General features: G+C 55.9%; 20 protein-coding genes. 5 read left to right on the top strand and 15 right to left on the bottom strand.

Annotated elements, in window-relative coordinates; all coding sequences use genetic code 11:
- Nucleotide 1: 1 nt before the first annotated feature.
- Together rfbC and rfbD are read left to right on the top strand one after the other, a co-directional pair.
- Nucleotides 2–541, top strand: coding sequence for a dTDP-4-dehydrorhamnose 3,5-epimerase (gene rfbC, locus ACLPGZ_RS01235; RefSeq protein ID WP_429640938.1), 540 nt, complete (start codon nt 2–4; stop codon nt 539–541).
- Entirely contained in the window at nt 538–1,530 is a 993-nt protein-coding gene (gene rfbD, locus ACLPGZ_RS01230; protein WP_429640937.1) for a dTDP-4-dehydrorhamnose reductase, read from the top strand. The genes rfbC and rfbD overlap by 4 nt, the downstream gene beginning before the upstream one ends.
- 118 nt (nt 1,531–1,648) lie before the next feature.
- Here rfbD and ACLPGZ_RS01225 read toward each other — a convergent pair whose 3' ends face one another.
- The 11 genes from ACLPGZ_RS01225 to ACLPGZ_RS01175 all read right to left on the bottom strand — a co-directional run bounded on the left by ACLPGZ_RS01225 (nt 1,649) and on the right by ACLPGZ_RS01175 (nt 10,350).
- The gene (locus ACLPGZ_RS01225) at nt 1,649–1,786 is read right to left on the bottom strand and encodes a hypothetical protein (RefSeq protein ID WP_429640936.1); all 138 of its coding nucleotides are present in this window, start codon (nt 1,784–1,786) and stop codon (nt 1,649–1,651) included.
- A 74-nt stretch (nt 1,787–1,860) separates the two neighbouring features.
- Nucleotides 1,861–2,283 (bottom strand): F0F1 ATP synthase subunit epsilon, encoded by a 423-nt coding sequence (locus ACLPGZ_RS01220; protein ID WP_009464130.1) that lies wholly within the window; start codon nt 2,281–2,283, stop codon nt 1,861–1,863.
- A 12-nt stretch (nt 2,284–2,295) separates the two neighbouring features.
- Nucleotides 2,296–3,717, bottom strand: coding sequence for a F0F1 ATP synthase subunit beta (gene atpD, locus ACLPGZ_RS01215; RefSeq protein ID WP_035270229.1), 1,422 nt, complete (start codon nt 3,715–3,717; stop codon nt 2,296–2,298).
- Between the two features lie 44 nt (nt 3,718–3,761).
- Nucleotides 3,762–4,670: a F0F1 ATP synthase subunit gamma gene (gene atpG, locus ACLPGZ_RS01210; protein ID WP_035270228.1), complete on the bottom strand. Its 909-nt coding sequence runs from the start codon at nt 4,668–4,670 to the stop codon at nt 3,762–3,764.
- Nucleotides 4,671–4,764: 94 nt separating this feature from the next.
- Complete coding sequence (gene atpA, locus ACLPGZ_RS01205) at nt 4,765–6,306, bottom strand: F0F1 ATP synthase subunit alpha (protein ID WP_003805007.1); 1,542 nt, start codon at nt 6,304–6,306, stop codon at nt 4,765–4,767.
- A gap of 35 nt (nt 6,307–6,341) precedes the next feature.
- Entirely contained in the window at nt 6,342–6,881 is a 540-nt protein-coding gene (locus ACLPGZ_RS01200; RefSeq protein WP_003805005.1) for a F0F1 ATP synthase subunit delta, read from the bottom strand.
- A gap of 14 nt (nt 6,882–6,895) precedes the next feature.
- Nucleotides 6,896–7,366: a F0F1 ATP synthase subunit B gene (locus tag ACLPGZ_RS01195; protein WP_009464119.1), complete on the bottom strand. Its 471-nt coding sequence runs from the start codon at nt 7,364–7,366 to the stop codon at nt 6,896–6,898.
- A 154-nt stretch (nt 7,367–7,520) separates the two neighbouring features.
- Complete coding sequence (gene atpE / locus ACLPGZ_RS01190) at nt 7,521–7,763, bottom strand: F0F1 ATP synthase subunit C (RefSeq protein WP_003805001.1); 243 nt, start codon at nt 7,761–7,763, stop codon at nt 7,521–7,523.
- Between the two features lie 104 nt (nt 7,764–7,867).
- Nucleotides 7,868–8,749 carry a F0F1 ATP synthase subunit A gene (atpB, locus tag ACLPGZ_RS01185; protein WP_042486016.1) on the bottom strand — a complete coding sequence of 294 codons (882 nt, stop codon included), beginning with the start codon at nt 8,747–8,749 and terminating at the stop codon, nt 7,868–7,870.
- Between the two features lie 56 nt (nt 8,750–8,805).
- Nucleotides 8,806–9,291, bottom strand: a complete 486-nt coding sequence (locus ACLPGZ_RS01180) for an ATP synthase subunit I (protein ID WP_429640935.1) — start codon at nt 9,289–9,291, stop codon at nt 8,806–8,808.
- A gap of 282 nt (nt 9,292–9,573) precedes the next feature.
- Entirely contained in the window at nt 9,574–10,350 is a 777-nt protein-coding gene (locus ACLPGZ_RS01175) for an enoyl-CoA hydratase (protein ID WP_035270221.1), read from the bottom strand.
- A 34-nt stretch (nt 10,351–10,384) separates the two neighbouring features.
- Between ACLPGZ_RS01175 and ACLPGZ_RS01170 the strand changes: the two genes are divergently transcribed.
- Genes ACLPGZ_RS01170 through ttcA form a run of 3 tightly spaced genes read left to right on the top strand, consistent with a single transcriptional unit; the run spans nt 10,385 to nt 13,684 of the window.
- A complete protein-coding gene (locus tag ACLPGZ_RS01170; protein ID WP_429640934.1) occupies nt 10,385–12,160 on the top strand; it encodes a M61 family metallopeptidase in 1,776 nt (591 codons plus the stop codon).
- A 51-nt stretch (nt 12,161–12,211) separates the two neighbouring features.
- Nucleotides 12,212–12,571: a dihydroneopterin aldolase gene (gene folB, locus ACLPGZ_RS01165; RefSeq protein ID WP_060185381.1), complete on the top strand. Its 360-nt coding sequence runs from the start codon at nt 12,212–12,214 to the stop codon at nt 12,569–12,571.
- A 57-nt stretch (nt 12,572–12,628) separates the two neighbouring features.
- On the top strand, nt 12,629–13,684 hold the full coding sequence (ttcA, locus tag ACLPGZ_RS01160) for a tRNA 2-thiocytidine(32) synthetase TtcA (RefSeq protein WP_060185382.1): 1,056 nt from the start codon (nt 12,629–12,631) through the stop codon (nt 13,682–13,684).
- A gap of 159 nt (nt 13,685–13,843) precedes the next feature.
- On the opposite strand, the gene ACLPGZ_RS01155 is transcribed toward ttcA, so the two are convergent.
- The 4 genes from ACLPGZ_RS01155 to prfA are packed head-to-tail and all read right to left on the bottom strand — an operon-like array spanning nt 13,844 to nt 16,718.
- On the bottom strand, nt 13,844–14,425 hold the full coding sequence (locus ACLPGZ_RS01155; RefSeq protein WP_080748002.1) for a UbiX family flavin prenyltransferase: 582 nt from the start codon (nt 14,423–14,425) through the stop codon (nt 13,844–13,846).
- Nucleotides 14,422–14,748 (bottom strand): Grx4 family monothiol glutaredoxin, encoded by a 327-nt coding sequence (gene grxD / locus ACLPGZ_RS01150; RefSeq protein ID WP_003804985.1) that lies wholly within the window; start codon nt 14,746–14,748, stop codon nt 14,422–14,424. Before grxD ends, ACLPGZ_RS01155 begins: the two co-directional genes overlap by 4 nt.
- 21 nt (nt 14,749–14,769) lie before the next feature.
- Complete coding sequence (gene prmC / locus ACLPGZ_RS01145; protein WP_083054779.1) at nt 14,770–15,636, bottom strand: peptide chain release factor N(5)-glutamine methyltransferase; 867 nt, start codon at nt 15,634–15,636, stop codon at nt 14,770–14,772.
- Between the two features lie 2 nt (nt 15,637–15,638).
- Nucleotides 15,639–16,718: a peptide chain release factor 1 gene (gene prfA / locus ACLPGZ_RS01140; RefSeq protein WP_009464100.1), complete on the bottom strand. Its 1,080-nt coding sequence runs from the start codon at nt 16,716–16,718 to the stop codon at nt 15,639–15,641.
- Nucleotides 16,719–16,721 lie beyond the last annotated feature (3 nt).

Below are 16,721 nucleotides of genomic sequence, written 5' to 3'. Positions count from 1 at the left end.
TATGCGCACGCACACCACCCACTTACCTGGCGTTCTGATCATTGAGCCTCGCGTATTCAACGATGAGCGGGGCTTTTTTAAAGAAAGCTTTAATGCGGCACGCTATCAAGCGGTAGCCGGGATAGAGAGCGCCTTTGTCCAAGACAATCAGTCCCACTCCAAAGGCTCTGTGCTGCGAGGCCTGCACTTTCAAAAAACCAGACCTCAAGGCAAGCTGATCAGTGTCACGCGGGGAGCCATCTTTGACGTTGTCGTAGACATAGACCCTCGTTCCACCACCTTCGGTCAGTATGTAGGGCTGGAGCTTAGCCAGGACAATCACAGACAGCTTTGGGTCGCCCCGGGATACGCGCACGGTTTTTGTGTTCTAAGCGACGAGGCCGACATCAGCTATAAATGCACGGACTACTATCAGCCGGACGATGAAGGTGGACTCGCTTGGGATTGTCCACGCTTGGCCATCAACTGGCCAATTCAAAACCCTGTACTCTCCGCCAAAGACAGGTCACACCCGGGACTGGAGCAGTTCCTGCTGCCATGACACGCATCTTGATAGCCGGAGGGTACGGACAACTAGGCCAGGCACTCGCTAGCTGCCACAAGCGTCTCAAACCTGCTACACGCGACAAGCACACAACTGACCTTGATCAATTAGCTTCCCAGTCCCCACTGACCGCCTCAACGCAAGCGCTGCAACTGATTCCACTCAGTCACCAGGAGCTTGATATTACGCATGACACCTCGATTGCCCGTGCCTTGGATCACTATCAAGCCGATGTAGTCATCAATGCAGCGGCCTACACAGCAGTCGATAAAGCCGAGTCCGAACCAGAGACAGCGCATCTGATTAACGGTAAAGCCCCAGGCCTACTGGCCGCTGCCTGCGCCGAACGTGGCATAGGGCTGGTACATGTCTCTACAGACTATGTCTTTGATGGCTCAGCCGAGCAGCCTTACCTTGAGGACGCCCCTACCCATCCCCTTAGCGTCTATGGGCAAAGCAAGCTGGCAGGAGAGCAGGCAGCTCTTGCCGCCCTGCCCTCGGCCGTCATTCTGCGCACCAGCCGGGTGTTCAGCCAGTTCGGGAACAACTTCCTGAAAACCATGCTGCGTCTTGGTCAAGAACGCTCTGAATTAAGCATTGTGAGAGATCAAATCGGTGGCCCAAGCTATGCGCCACATATTGCTCAGGTTTTGTTGGCACTAGCCGAGAAGCTGGTTGAATCACAGCAGAAAGCAAATGAGCCAGTAGCCCCTTGTGGGATTTACCATTTTGCCGGACAGCCTGATGTTAGCTGGTATGGCTTTGCTCAAGAGATTTTTGCCCGGGCACTTAGACTAGGGCTATTAGCCCAAATACCAAGCCTGACAGCTATCCCCGCCAGCCAATACTCCACGCCAGCCAGAAGGCCGGCGCAGTCGGGACTGTCGCAGACCAAACTGGATGCTTTATTCGGCTCGGCAAACATAGAACGGGACTGGCACCTGGGCATAGAAAAAAGCCTGCTATCGCTGAAAGGCTCACGCTGAGGTTTGTTCCATCGCGCCAAGAATCAGTACCCAATAGCGTCGAAGTAACAGAAGACGACACTACCGTGTGCTACTGGCCTTAGCCGATAACGATGTATCGACTTACCCCTTCAGCCCTTTACCGTGTGCTGAGCTGTGCCATGCTGTCAATCGTTGTGGCGTTGGCGTTGGCGTTGGCGTTGGCGTTGGCGTTGGCGTTGGCGTTGGCGTTGGCGTTGGCGTTGGCGTTGGCGTTGGCAGCAGTATGGTATTTCATTGCCGTTTGGACAATCTCAACGCAAAAAAGCCACCCCTAAGGGTGGCTTTTTCACGGATGCTACTGACTTGAGCTTAGTGCTTGCGCGCGTTGCTCAAGCGACGTGCTGCGGCAGCTTGAGCGGCCAGCATGGCCAGCTCGGCTTCCACAACAGCGATATCGGCCTTGTCCTTGGTGTTACGCAGGGCTTCTTCCGCATGCTTGCGGGCTTCCAGCGCCTTTGCTTCATCCAGGTCTTGTGCGCGAATCGCGGTATCCGACAATACAGTGACTTTCCCAGGCTGAACCTCGAGTATGCCGCCAGCGACAAAGATATGCTCTTCGCTGCCATCGTCCATAACGATCTTCAGCGTGCCGGGACGAATCCGCGAGATCAGTGGAGTGTGACCGGGCAAAATACCCAGCTCCCCAGCCTCGCCGGGCAGTGCCACGAACTTTGCTTCACCAGCAAAGATCGATTCTTCAGCACTAACCACGTCAACATGAAGCTTAGCCATGAGTAATCCTTATTACTGAATAGTCTTGGCTTTTTCGAAAGCCTCGTCGATCGAACCGACCATGTAGAACGCCTGTTCTGGCAGTGCATCACACTCGCCGTCGACGATCATCTTGAAGCCGCGCAGAGTTTCAGCCAGTGGAACGTACTTACCAGGCGAGCCGGTAAATACTTCTGCCACGTGGAAAGGCTGAGACAGGAAGCGCTGGATCTTACGGGCGCGGGCAACAGCCTGCTTGTCTTCTGGAGACAGCTCGTCCATACCCAGAATCGCGATAATGTCACGCAATTCCTTGTAGCGCTGCAGCGTTTGCTGAACACCGCGAGCCACTGCGTAGTGCTCTTCGCCCACAATTTGTGGATCCAGCTGACGGCTGGTGGAGTCCAGAGGGTCCACAGCGGGGTAAATACCCAGAGCAGCAATGTCACGCGACAACACAACAGTGGAGTCCAAGTGCAAGAAGGTCGTAGCAGGCGATGGGTCAGTCAAGTCATCGGCTGGAACGTAAACGGCCTGGATGGACGTAATCGAACCGGTCTTGGTGGAGGTAATGCGCTCTTGCAGCTTACCCATTTCCTCGGCCAGCGTAGGCTGGTAACCCACTGCGGAAGGCATACGACCCAGCAAAGCGGACACTTCGGTACCGGCCAGCGTGTAGCGGTAGATGTTGTCCACAAAGAACAGGATGTCACGGCCTTCGTCACGGAACTTCTCGGCCATGGTCAGGCCGGACAGTGCCACACGCAGACGGTTGCCTGGAGGTTCGTTCATCTGACCGAACACCATGGCCACTTTGGACTCGCTCAGGTTGTCCATCTGGATAACGCCAGCATCGGCCATTTCGTGGTAGAAGTCGTTCCCTTCACGGGTACGCTCACCCACACCGGCAAACACGGACAGACCGCTGTGTGCCTTGGCGATGTTGTTGATCAGCTCCAGCATGTTCACGGTCTTGCCCACACCGGCACCACCGAACAGACCAACCTTACCACCCTTGGCGAACGGGCAAACCAGGTCAATCACTTTAATACCGGTTTCCAGCAGCTCTACGGAAGGCGACAGTTCGTCGAAAGTAGGAGCAGCCTGGTGAATGGCGCGACGCTCGTCGGACTGGATAGGACCGACTTCGTCAATGGGGCGACCCAGAACGTCCATAATGCGACCCAGGGTGCCAACACCCACGGGTACGGAGATGGGAGCGCCCGAACCGGCCACTTCCATACCGCGGCGCAGGCCGTCGCTGGAACCCATGGCGATGGTGCGAACTACACCGTCACCCAATTGTTGCTGTACTTCAAAAGTCAGGCCTTTTTCTGCGAAAGCCGAACTTTCGTCAACGAGCGTCAATGCTTCGTAGACTTTAGGGATGCTGTCGCGGGGGAACTGAATATCCACCACGGCGCCGATGCACTGAACGATGGTACCGTTGCTCATGTTGAGTCCTTGCAATATAACTTTGATGGTGTGCCTTGCCGTGATTACACAGCAGCGGCACCCCCCACGATTTCAGAGATTTCTTTCGTAATCGCTGCCTGGCGGGTCTTGTTATAGACCAGCTGAAGATCACCGATAACGGTCTTGGCGTTGTCCGAAGCGGCTTTCATGGCCACCATACGGGCAGACTGCTCAGAGGCCATGTTCTCGGCAACGGCCTGATACACCAGACCCTCTACGTAACGCAGCAGCAAGTCGTCAATAACCGACTTGGCATCGGGTTCGTAGATGTAATCCCAACCGTATTCGGAAGAGTTAGCGCTTTCTTGAGCGACTACCTGATCACCAGCCTGGAAAGGATCTTTCAGACCGGAAGGCAGAGGCAGCAAGCGAATAAATGTTGGGTCCTGCTTCATCGTATTGACAAAGCGGCTGGTCGCCAGATAAACAGCATCAATGCGGCCTTCCACGAAGTCGTCGATCTGCACCTTGATAGCGCCAATCAGACGTTCCAGGTTAGGCGCGTCGCCCAAGCCCACTTCCTGAGAAACCAGATTGGCACCAACACGCGCCAATGTTCCAGCAGCTTTACCACCCAGAGCCGTTGTCTGAACCTTAATACCCTTGTCCTCAAACTCGCGAACACGCGCAAGTACCAGACGCAGAATATTGGTGTTCAGGCCGCCACACAGACCTTTGTCCGTGCTGACAACCACGATACCTACCGATTTGACTTCGGCAGGCTCAACCATGTAGGGGTGAGTGTAGTCGGGGTGCGCCTGCATCAGATGCGAAGCAATCTCGCGCACCTTGTCTGCATAGGGACGACCAGCACGCATCCGCTCTTGCGCCTTGCGCATCTTGGATGCCGCCACCATCTCCATGGCTTTGGTGATCTTGGACGTGTTTTGCACGCTCTTGATCTTAGTACGAATTTCCTTGATTCCGGCCATCACACTTTCCTGTAAGGGCATTATCGGGAGCCAGACTAGGCTGTCGACTCCCGCTAATCATGACGCCGGGGTTTCCGGCGCCTGCCAACAATGATTAGAAAGCGCCGTGCTTTTTGAAGTCCTGGATGGCTGTAACCAACTCAGCCTCGTCTTCTTTAACCAGTTCCTTCTTGCTTTCGATACGCTCAACCAGGGCAGCGAACTTGCTGCGCAGGTGATCTTTCAAGCCTTTCTCGAAAGGCAGAACCTGAGCGACTTCCAGATCGTCGAAGTAACCGTTGTTCACAGCGTACAGGCTCACGGCCAGTTCCCACACAGCCAGAGGCTGGTACTGGGGCTGCTTGAGCAGTTCGACCACGCGCTTACCACGTTCCAGCTGGCGACGGGTTGCGTCATCCAGGTCGGAAGCGAACTGAGCAAACGCAGCCAATTCACGGTACTGAGCCAAGTCGGTACGAATACCGCCGGACAGTTTCTTGATGACCTTGGTTTGAGCAGCGCCACCCACGCGGGACACCGAAATACCGGCGTTAATAGCGGGACGAACACCAGCGTTGAACAGGTCGGACTCCAGGAAGATCTGACCGTCAGTAATCGAAATCACGTTGGTTGGAACGAAAGCGGAAACGTCACCGGCTTGCGTTTCAATGATAGGCAATGCGGTCAACGAACCGGTCTTGCCCTTCACTTCACCGTTAGTGAATTTTTCTACGTACTCGGCGTTCACACGAGCAGCGCGCTCGAGCAGACGGGAGTGCAGGTAGAACACGTCACCAGGGTAGGCTTCACGGCCTGGTGGGCGACGCAGCAACAGGGATACTTGACGGTAGGCCCAAGCTTGCTTGGTCAAGTCGTCATAAATGATCAGGGCGTCTTCGCCACGATCACGGAAGTATTCACCCATGGTGCAACCGGAGTAAGGAGCCAGGTATTGCATGGCAGCGGACTCGGAAGCCGAGGCGGCCACAACAATCGTGTACTCCAGAGCACCGTGCTCTTCGAGCTTGCGCACCACGTTGTTGATCGTGGAGGCTTTTTGGCCCACGGCAACGTAGATACATTTAACGCCATTGCCCTTTTGAGCAATGATGGTGTCCACAGCCACGGCAGTTTTACCGGTCTGACGGTCACCAATGATCAGTTCGCGCTGACCACGGCCGATTGGCACCATGGAGTCCACGGCTTTCGTGCCGGTCTGCATGGGCTGGGAGACGGACTCACGGGCGATAACGCCAGGAGCCACTTTCTCGATGACGTCAGTCATCTTGGCGTTGATCGGGCCCTTGCCGTCGATAGGCATACCCAGAGTATCAACCACACGACCCAGCAGTTCGGGGCCAACGGGCACTTCCAGAATGCGGCCAGTTGTTTTAACTGCGTCGCCTTCGGAAACACCTGTGTATTCACCCAGAATCACGGCGCCGACAGAGTCGCGCTCGAGGTTAAGGGCCAGACCGAACGTGTTGTTCGGAAATTCGAGCATTTCGCCCTGCATCACATCGGACAAACCGTGGATGCGCGTAATACCGTCGGTCACGGATACGACCGTACCTTGTGTACGAACGTCAGTCGACGCACCCAGGCCTTCGATGCGGCTCTTGAGCAGTTCGCTGATCTCGGACGGATTAAGTTGCATGTTCAGACTCCTGAAATCCTGTTTACTGACTCGCGCTATGCGGTCAGCGTATCGCGCATGCTGGCCAGCCGGGCCTGCACGGAAGTGTCGAGCACCTGGTCACCAACAATCACCCGAATACCGCCGATAAGGTCAGCGTCGACGGTCACAGTCGGTTTTAGCTTCAGGCCAAACTTTTTCTCCAGCCCAGCGGTCAGCTCAGCAACCTGAGCCTCAGCCATCGGGAAAGCACTGATAATTTGTGCCTGCGCCGTGCCTTCGAGTTGGTGTTTCAATAGATCAAACTGTTCTGCAATCTGTGGCAACAGCAAGATGCGCTGGTTATCCACCAACAATTGAAGAAAGTTGCGAGCCTTTTCGGTGACCTGTGACTTAACCAGGCCCGTAAAGAGTTCGAGTCGCTGCCCGTTATTCAGGCGCGGATCGTTCAGTGCCTCGCGCACATCGTGGAGACCGGCCACCTGAGCCATTTCGGACAACAGGGCCGACCACGATTCGAGGCCCTGGCTGTCGTCGCGCACGGCGGCGAACAGGGCTTCGGCGTAAGGTCTGGCAATAGTCGATAGTTCAGCCATGGCCTGCCTTGATGTTAAAGTTCTGCCTTGAGCTGCTCGAGCAGCTGGGCGTGCGCATTCGCGTCAACTTCGCGTCGCAAGATTTGCTCGGCACCCTTGACAGCCAAGGCAGCCACTTCGCTACGCAGACCTTCACGTACGCGTTGCACTTCCTGGTTGGCGTCTTGCTGGGCCTGCGCAATAATGCGGGCTTTTTCGGCTTCGGCTTCACGACGAGCTTGCTCCAAAAGAGCAGTCGCTTGTTTTTCAGCGTCGACAATGCGTTGATGGTTTTCGGACTTGGCCGAAGCGTCCATCAGGCTGATACGCGCTTGGGCCTGTGCCAGATCGGCCTTGCCTTTATCGGCAGCAGCCAAACCATCAGCGATTTTCTGACGACGATCATCGATTGCTTTCGTCAGTGGCGGCCATACGAATTTCATCGTAAACCAGGCCAAAACGAAAAACACGATCATCTGAAAAAAGAGAGTCGCGTTTAAATTCACGGTCGTATCCCTTCAATACCACGTGTGTAGGATGCGGTATGCGTCCTGACACATGTATGTTCAAGTCGACAAGCGGTGCATGATCAAACCGAGCAACACACCGCTAACGACGACTGCCTGCCCGTCTGCCAAAAGCGGCAACGGACTCGCCTTCTTACCCAACGAATGGGTTGGCGAATGCAAACAACATGGCGATACCGACACCGATCAGGAAAGCAGCATCGATCAGACCGGCCAACAGGAACATCTTGGTTTGCAGAGCGTTCATCAGTTCTGGCTGACGAGCCGATGCTTCCAGATATTTACCACCCATCAGGGCGATACCAATGCAAGCGCCAAATGCGCCCAGACCGATGATGATACCGCAAGCAAGAGCAACGAAAGCTACGTTGGTCATGACAACTCCTTGGTTAAAAATCAGGTGTAATTCAAAAAAATCAAAGCGTTAGCAAGCTAAGCCTGCTCCCCCCAACCAGACACCATTGTCCAGTCGGAATCGGATTAATGGCCTTCGTGTGCTTGTCCGATATAGACAAGGGTGAGCATCATGAAGATGAACGCCTGGAGCAACACAATCAGAATGTGGAAGATTGCCCACACAGAACCGGCCAGAATGTGACCGATACCCAGTCCCAGGCTGGCGCCATTAAACCCTGTCCATGCGCCACCCAGCAGAGCGATCAACATGAAAACCAGTTCACCGGCAAACATATTGCCGAACAACCGCATGCCCAAAGACACAGACTTGGCCGCGTATTCGATGCAGTTCAGCAAAAAGTTGAAAGGTGCGAGCACAACAGCCATCAGGCCGGTCGCGGTGAACGGTGCAGTAAACAGCTCTTTGACAAAGCCGCCGGGGTGCTTGATCTTGATGCCGTAGTAGAACATCAGCAGCAGCACGCCCATGGACATGCCCATTGGCACGTTCAAGTCAGCGGTAGGCAAAATACGGTGGTAGTACAGAGGGTCGCCATGCTCGGAGGCCAGACCGGTCTGAATGAAAATCCAGCCCAAACCATCAACGGGCAGCAAGTCCAGCACGTTCATCATGATGATCCACAGGAACACGGTCAGCGCCAGGGGCGAGACAAATTTCCGGGACTCGGCATTAGGAACAATGGATTTGGCCTGGTCTTCAACCCAATCGACCAGCATTTCTACAAAAGACTGCAAGCGGCCTGGTACGCCGGCTGTTGCGGCCGAAGCGGCGCGCCACAGAAAGAAAACCACAACCAGACCCATCAGCAGGGACCAGAACATGGAGTCGTAGTTAATGACACCGAAGTTGGCCAGAACATCCTGTTTTTCACCCAAGTTGTTCAAGTGAACCAAGTGATGCTGGATGTACCCTGACTGAGGCGAAATATCACTAGCAGCAGCCATCTGTATTTACCCTGTGATGTATACGTTATGGGACGAGCCCGTGAAACAAAAATTCGTTATGGCAGCTTGCGGAAAAACAGCAGCAGCACATATCCCTTCAAGACACACAGCAGGCCAAAGAGCAAGGCAGGCCAAACTAACCAGCCCGTGTTTGCCATGGCAGCCGTTGCCAGTGTCAATACCGCAAAACCGAGTTTGAATGCCTCCCCCCAGAAGAAGGAAAGCGCTCCGGCGTTGCCGCCGCCCATCAAACCCAGCAAAAGACGCAATGCGAACAATGCGTTAGGCACAAAATAAGCAGCCGCACCAATCAGTGCTGAGGCTGCTGCATATGCGCCGGAAATCCATGCCGACAGGCCAATTGCCACCAGACCTATAAAAGCCTGGGCAACAAGTGTGCGCACAATTCCTTGCCCTGCCCGGCGAGCCATGCGGCTACGTTGCTCGGGCGTAAGTACTACGGGTTCAGGAAATGGTGCTTTGTCCCCTGCTGCCTGCACCTTGGCTGTGGTGCCTGTCTGCTGATAAATCGGCTGATTCATAGTAGGAAACAATCAGATAACGTTGTGTGGGTGGATGTACTGCAAAGGCCTTGGCCAATCCATCCGCGCAATATTATCGGCCCCTTTCAAAAGCCGGTGTCGTCAAACCCATAAAGTATAGCGTCTTTTTTTTGTTGTAAGCAAATTCAGCCTTGCTTGTTTGATACTTAATGCAAGGCTGATTTACGCAATCTCAATGGCATCAAGGGGTAAGCTTATTTTGTAACATTGCAGTGCAGCAATTTTACAACACACCCCTTGTTTTATCAGCGATTGAGAAACTTAGCGGTGCTTGAACTCGGGCTTGCGCTTCTCGACAAAAGCACGCATGCCTTCTTTCTGATCGTCAGTGGCAAACAAGCCATGGAAGTTACGACGCTCGAACAGTAACCCTTCTTCCAGTGACGATTCAAAAGCACGGTTCACGCACTCCTTGGCCATCAGGACAGACGGCAGGGACATGCTGGAAATGACCGTGGCGGCTTCCAGCGCCTCTTCAATCAGCTTGTCGGCAGGCACCACACGCGACACCAGACCGGAGCGCTCGGCCTCTTCGGCATTCATCATGCGCGAAGTCAGGATCAGATCCATGGCCTTGGCCTTGCCCACGGCACGGGGCAGACGCTGCGTACCACCAAAACCGGGAATCACGCCCAGCTTGATTTCTGGCTGACCAAAACGAGCGGAGTCTGCGGCAATGATGAAGTCACACAACATGGCCAGTTCGCAGCCCCCACCCAAGGCGTAGCCAGCGACGGCGGCAATGATGGGCTTGCGGAAACGGCGCAGCTCTTCCCACTGGCCACCCAGATAGTCCTGGGAGCTGACATCGTGGTAAGTCCAGTCTTTCATGGCGCCAATGTCGGCACCGGCCGCAAAGGCTTTTTCATTACCGGTCAGCACGATACAACCGATTTCGTTGTCGGCATCGTATTTCTTTAACAGGGCATACAACTCGGCGATCAGCTCGTTATTGAGCGCATTCAAAGCCTTGGGCCGATTTAATGTCAATAAAGCAACACGACCATGCACCTCTGCTTTGACTAAGGGTTCGTTCATGCTGACTCCCAGAAAAATTAAATAGAATAGGGGAATGGAACCTACACCCGTACTTTACCGTGCCGAGCCGACAGATCTCGCCGGCCACCGTCTGACTGTCCAGATACAGATCACTTCCCCCCAAACAGATGGCCAGATCTTGAGCCTTCCGGCCTGGATCCCTGGCAGCTACCTGATCCGCGACTTCTCGCGTCAGATCGAAAGCATAGCGGCCTTCTCTGGCGAAAAGCCGGTTTCCATCCGCAAGCTGGACAATCACCGCTGGCAGTGCGAGCCCTGCGAGGGCCCCTTGAGCGTGCAATACCAGGTCTATGCCTGGGACCTGTCCGTACGCGGCGCACATATTGATCAGACCCACGCTTTCTTTAATGGCACCAGCGCCCTGCTGGCCGTTGAGGGCCAGACTGAACAGCCGTGCCTGCTGGAACTGGTGTCCAACGAGGACATGGAAGATTGGCAGGTCTACACCAGCCTGCCCGAGGCCACCGGCATGCCAGGCGCGGCAGAGCGCTATGGTTTTGGCCTGTACCGCGCCAGCAATTACGACGAGTTGATCGACCACCCCATTGAAATGGGCACTCCCCAGGTCATCAGCTTCTTTGCCCACGGCGCTGAACACGAACTGGTCTTTACTGGCGTCATCCCGAACCTGGACCTGCCCCGCATTGCCCGTGACGTAGAGAAAATCTGTGCCGAGCAAATCGCCTTTTTCGAACCTGAAACCCGTCGCGCGCCCTTCCTGGATTGCAGCTCGCGCTACGTGTTCATGACCATGGTGACTGATGACGGTTACGGCGGGCTGGAGCATCGCGCCTCGACCGCCCTGATGGCTTCGCGTCGAGACCTGCCTACCCAGGGCCAGGACAAATCGGTGAAAAGCGCGGGCTACCAGACCTTTTTGGGCCTGGTCAGCCATGAGTACTTCCATACCTGGAACGTCAAACGCATCAAGCCCGCCGTCTTCGCACCCTACGACCTGAGCCGTGAAAACCACACCCGCTTGCTATGGGTGTTTGAAGGCTTCACCTCGTACTACGACGATTTGATGCTGCTGCGCTCGGGCGTGCTGAGCGAAGCCGACTACCTGAAGCTGCTGGCCAAGAACATCAATGCGGTTGAACGAGGCCCCGGGCGCTTCAAGCAGTCCGCCGCACAAAGCTCTTTTGACGCCTGGACTCGTTACTACAAGCAGGACGAAAACTCGCCCAATGCACTGGTCAGCTACTACAGCAAGGGCGCCCTGATTGCACTGGGTCTGGACCTGTGCATTCGCAGCCATACCCAGCAGGCCAAGGGGCTGGACGATGTGATGCTCTTGATGTGGGAGCGCTATGGGCGCGAGTTCTATCAAGGCAAGCCACACGGCATCCCTGAGGACGCCATGCCAGCGCTGATTCTGGAGGCAACTGGCTATGACGCTACCGACTTCATTGCCCGCTATGTGGAAGGCTGCGAGGACCTGCCCTTGAAACCCTGGCTGGCCGAACAAGGCCTGAAGCTGGAATGGCAAGCCTCCTCCAAGCTGCCCAGCCTGAACGCTCGCTTGCGCCAAAGCGCAGGCCAATGCCAGCTGGCTACCGTCTTCACTGATGGTGCAGCGCATCAAGCCGGGCTGTCTGCCGGTGATGCCCTGGTCGCTATTGACGGCTTGCGTGTCAGTGACACCGCCAGCCTGGAGCGCCTGCTGGCAGCCTATGAACCCGGCCAGACCGTACAAGTTCACGCCTTCCGCCGCGATGAACTACACTGCTTCACGCTACAACTGGCGCGCCCTGCTCTGGACGAATGCGTCCTGAGCCGCCAGTCCTGATCTTCTTTCCAGGCCCGCCAACCATGGCGGGCCTGCTACTTTGTTTTTGCCATGACTACACGCCGTATATTCATCAACAATCTGGTGGTGCAAGCCTCTATCGGCATGCTGGACCACGAACTGGTTCACCGCCAGCCCCTGCATATTGATGCCGAATTCGACACCACCATTACGCAGGACGTTCAGGACGAGGACATCGGGACCGTGTTGGACTACCGTCAGCTGCGCGAGGCACTGATCGAAGTCAGCACCACGGAACACACGAATCTGCTGGAAACACTGGTAGAGCGCCTGGCTGATCGCATCCAGAATGATTTCCCGACCGTGGAACGCGTTAAAATCCGCGCCAGCAAACCCGAGGCCTTTGCCGACTGTGATGCCGTCGGCATCGAGATTGAACGCAGCCGCTAAAGCCCCCTGCCCCGCCTCTGGCCGGGGCTACGACGACACTTCTTTCCGCTTTTCCTTATGTCCCAAGACACCAGCACCCTCCCTCCTTCCGAAACCGAGACTCCCGTGTTTGCCAGCAAGGCTGAACGCAAGCAGCGCGTCAATGACAACAAGCTGAGCAAACGCATCATGCGTGAGGTGGGCCGCGCCATCGGTGACTTCAACATGATCGAGGAAGGCGACAAGATCATGGTCTGCCTGTCTGGCGGCAAGGATTCCTACGGCTTGCTGGACGTGCTGATGACTTTGCAAAAGCGCGCTCCGATCAAGTTCGACATCGTGGCCGTGAACCTGGACCAGAAACAGCCCGGTTTCCCTGACCACATCCTGCCCGAGTATCTGGAAAAGCTGGGCGTGCCCTATCACATCGAAACTCAGGACACGTACTCGGTGGTGACGCGCGTGATTGCCGAAGGCAAGACCATGTGCTCACTGTGCTCGCGTTTGCGTCGCGGCATCTTGTACCGTGTCGCCAAGGAACTGGGTGCCACCAAGATCGCCCTGGGCCATCATCGTGATGACATTCTGGCTACCTTCTTCCTGAACCTGTTTTACGGTGGCCGTATGAAGGGCATGCCGCCCAAGCTGATGTCGGACAATGGCGAGCACATCGTGATCCGCCCTCTGGCCTATGTGCCCGAGAAGGACCTGATCGCCTACGCCAAGCTCAAGGAATTCCCCATCATCCCCTGTAATTTGTGCGGTTCGCAGGAAAACCTGAAGCGCCAGGAAATCAACCGCATGATTGCGGACTGGGACAAGAAATTTCCGCATCGCTCCTGGAACGTGTTTGGTGCCCTGACTCGCGTGGTGCCTTCGCACCTGATGGACCCCAAGCTGCATAACTTTGCAGACTTGAAGGTCACAGGCCAGGCCGATCCGGAAGGCGATAAAGGCTTTGATCAGGATTATTTTGACGATCACCTGCCCGAGAGCTTGCTGGCCGCAGGCTTTGAGGAAGATAACGACGAAGCTACTCCGGGCGTGCGTCAGGATGCCTTCACACCCGCTCAGCCTGCCGCTTCTGGTGAACAGCAGATTGTGTTCATGAGCAAGCGTCGTTCCGGCCAATAAACATGACACGCGGCTTAGCGTAGCGCTTGCCGCCTGCCAATACACAAGCGACAGACAATAAAAAGCCCCGATATAAACCGCTAGTGTCTGGAATGACATCCAGATTGTGGAGGTTTATATCGGGGCTTTTTTTTGCGCCCGCTGAACGACTATCAGGCCTTAGCTCGGTTTTTGCGAACCATCCCAGCGTTCACCGGGCACCTGAATATCGAACAATTCCAACACCCGCATCACCGTGTGATCGACAATATCATCGATGCTTTTGGGTCGCAGGTAAAACGCGGGCATAGGCGGGAAGATGATCCCGCCCATTTCCGTCACGGCCGTCATATTACGCAAATGCGCCAGATTGAATGGCGTTTCGCGCACCATCATCACCAAACGACGACGCTCTTTCAAGGTAACGTCGGCAGCCCGGGTAATCAGGTTGTCAGACAAACCATGCGCCACAGCGGCCAGGGTACGCATCGAACAGGGCACAATCACCATGCCGGCTGTAGGAAAACTGCCACTGGCCAAGGTTGCCCCCACATCGCGGAAGCTGTGCACCTGATCGGCCAGAGCCTGAATCTCGTGCCTGCCGATATCCAGCTCATATTTGATGTTCAGCACCCCGGAGGGCGAGATCACCAAATGGGTTTCCACATCCGGACAGGACTGCAGCACTTGCAGCAGGCGCACGGTGTAGACCGCCCCGGTGGCCCCGGTCATGCCTATGACCAGGCGTCGCTTGGTGCTCACTCCAGAGCCCCAGCCTCGCGCAGCATGGTTTCCAGTTCGCCGTTTTCGTACATTTCAGACACGATGTCCGAACCGCCGACGAATTCGCCCTTGATGTACAGCTGGGGGATGGTGGGCCAGTTGGAGAAGTCCTTGATGCCCTGACGCACTTCGGCGTCGTCCAGCACGTTGACCACAACCACCTGGCTCAGGCCAACAGCGCGCAGAATCTGCACGGTGCGTGCGGAGAAACCGCACTGAGGAGCTTGAGCTGTGCCCTTCATAAACAGCACAACGGGGTTTTCCGTTACGGTTTCGCGGATGAAATCTTGAACTTCACTCATGATGTTCTCTTAAGAAAAGAATTAACACTGTCCACCTGTGACCCGCCGGATTCCTGCCAGATCTTCATAACTGATGACCTGTTTGAACCCTGCCTGCCGCAGCATATTTTGCACATGGTCGGCCTGATCCCAGCCGTGCTCCATGAGAAGACTAGCACCAGGACGCAGATACGGCCCGGCTCCCTGAACTATTGTACGCAAATCCGTCAAGCCGTCAGAGCCATCTGTCAGTGCCTGACGCGGCTCGAACCGCACATCGCCCTGCGCCAGATGTTCATCATCCACTGCAATGTATGGAGGGTTGGACACGATCAGGTCAAAAGGTTCCTGGCCTGCCACGGCATCGTACCAACTCCCCAGGCAAAACTCGACTTTCCCACACAAACGCTGAGCATTTAAGCCCGCCTGCGCCAATACCAGCGTGCTGATATCACTGGCGACCACATGGGCATCGGGACGGGCCAGCGCCAGAGAAACCGCAATGGCACCGCTGCCACAGCCCATATCCAGAATGCGGGGAGATTGGATATGCTGCACGCGCTCCAGTGCGCGCTCGACCAGGGTTTCGGTATCCGGGCGAGGAATCAGCACCGAGGGCGACACCAGAAACTCGTGGCCCATGAATTCCCGCACACCCACGATATACGCCATGGGCTCGCCCGCCACACGGCGGGCTTCCAGAGCTTGATAGGCTTGGATCTTGTCCAGCGGCAACTCGTCCGTATCGTGCGCAATCAACCAGGAACGACCGACGCCCAGCACCTGCATCCACAGCATGTCGCGCTCCAGGCGCGGCAAGGGACTTAGCGGTTGCAAGGCTCGCAAGGTACGGGGAGAATCGGCAGGCGTGGCCATTGAGGACACGGCCTGCTCACCGGATAGGTTCATGCTCACGCCTGCGCCAGATCAGCCAGCAAACCGGCCTGATGCTCGGACAGCAAGGCCTTGATCAGCTCGTCCAGATCGCCGTCCATGATGTAGCCCAGCTTGTACAAGGTCAGATTAATACGGTGATCCGTCATGCGGCCTTGCGGGAAGTTGTAGGTACGGATGCGCTCGGAGCGGTCACCCGTACCGACCAGGCTTTTACGCTCGGCGGCTTCTTTGTCAGATTGCTCACGCTGCTGCTTGTCTTTCAGACGCGCGGCCAGCACCTGCAAGGCCTTTTCGCGGTTACGGTGCTGGGAACGGTCGTCCTGACACTCCACCACCAAACCTGTAGGCAAGTGAGTCAAACGGACAGCTGAGTCCGTCTTGTTCACGTGCTGACCTCCGGCACCACTGGCGCGGAAGGTGTCCACACGCAAGTCAGCGGGGTTAATGGTGATTTCAGCCAGGCCTTCGGCTTCGGGCAACACGGCCACGGTACACGTAGAGGTATGGATGCGGCCCTGAGCTTCAGTCTCAGGCACACGCTGCACACGGTGCGCACCGGACTCGAACTTCAGACGTCCGTACACATCCTGGCCTTCAATTCGGACGATCACTTCCTTGTAACCACCCACTTCCGAATCGCTGGCAGACATGATCTCCGTACGCCAGCCGCAGTTTTCGGCATAGCGCATGTACATGCGCAGCAAATCCCCGGCAAACAAGGCGCTTTCGTCCCCACCGGCACCGGCGCGGATTTCAATGAACACGTTACGGGTGTCGTCCGGGTCGCGCGGCAGGAGCAGGATTTGCAATTCATCTTCCAGTTGAGCGATACGTTCCTTGCCCAACTTGTATTCTTCCTCGCCCATTTCCTTCAATTCAGGGTCGGACATCATGTCCTGGGCCGCTTGCAGATCGCCTTCGGCAGCCTCATAGCTTTTGAAGGCTGCTACAACAGGGTCCAGCTCGGAACGTTCGCGCGACAGTTTGCGAAACTCGTCCATATTGCTGGCAATTTCAGGCTCGGCAAGCATGGCATCAACTTCATGCAGACGGCGAGCCAATTGCTCAAGCCGACTGCGCATAGAGTCTTTCATAGG

Origin of the sequence: Alcaligenes sp. Me129 (genome assembly GCF_050487245.1) — a bacterium.
Classification (GTDB): domain Bacteria; phylum Pseudomonadota; class Gammaproteobacteria; order Burkholderiales; family Burkholderiaceae_B; genus Alcaligenes; species Alcaligenes phenolicus.
This window is presented reverse-complemented; position numbering and strand designations above follow the sequence as displayed.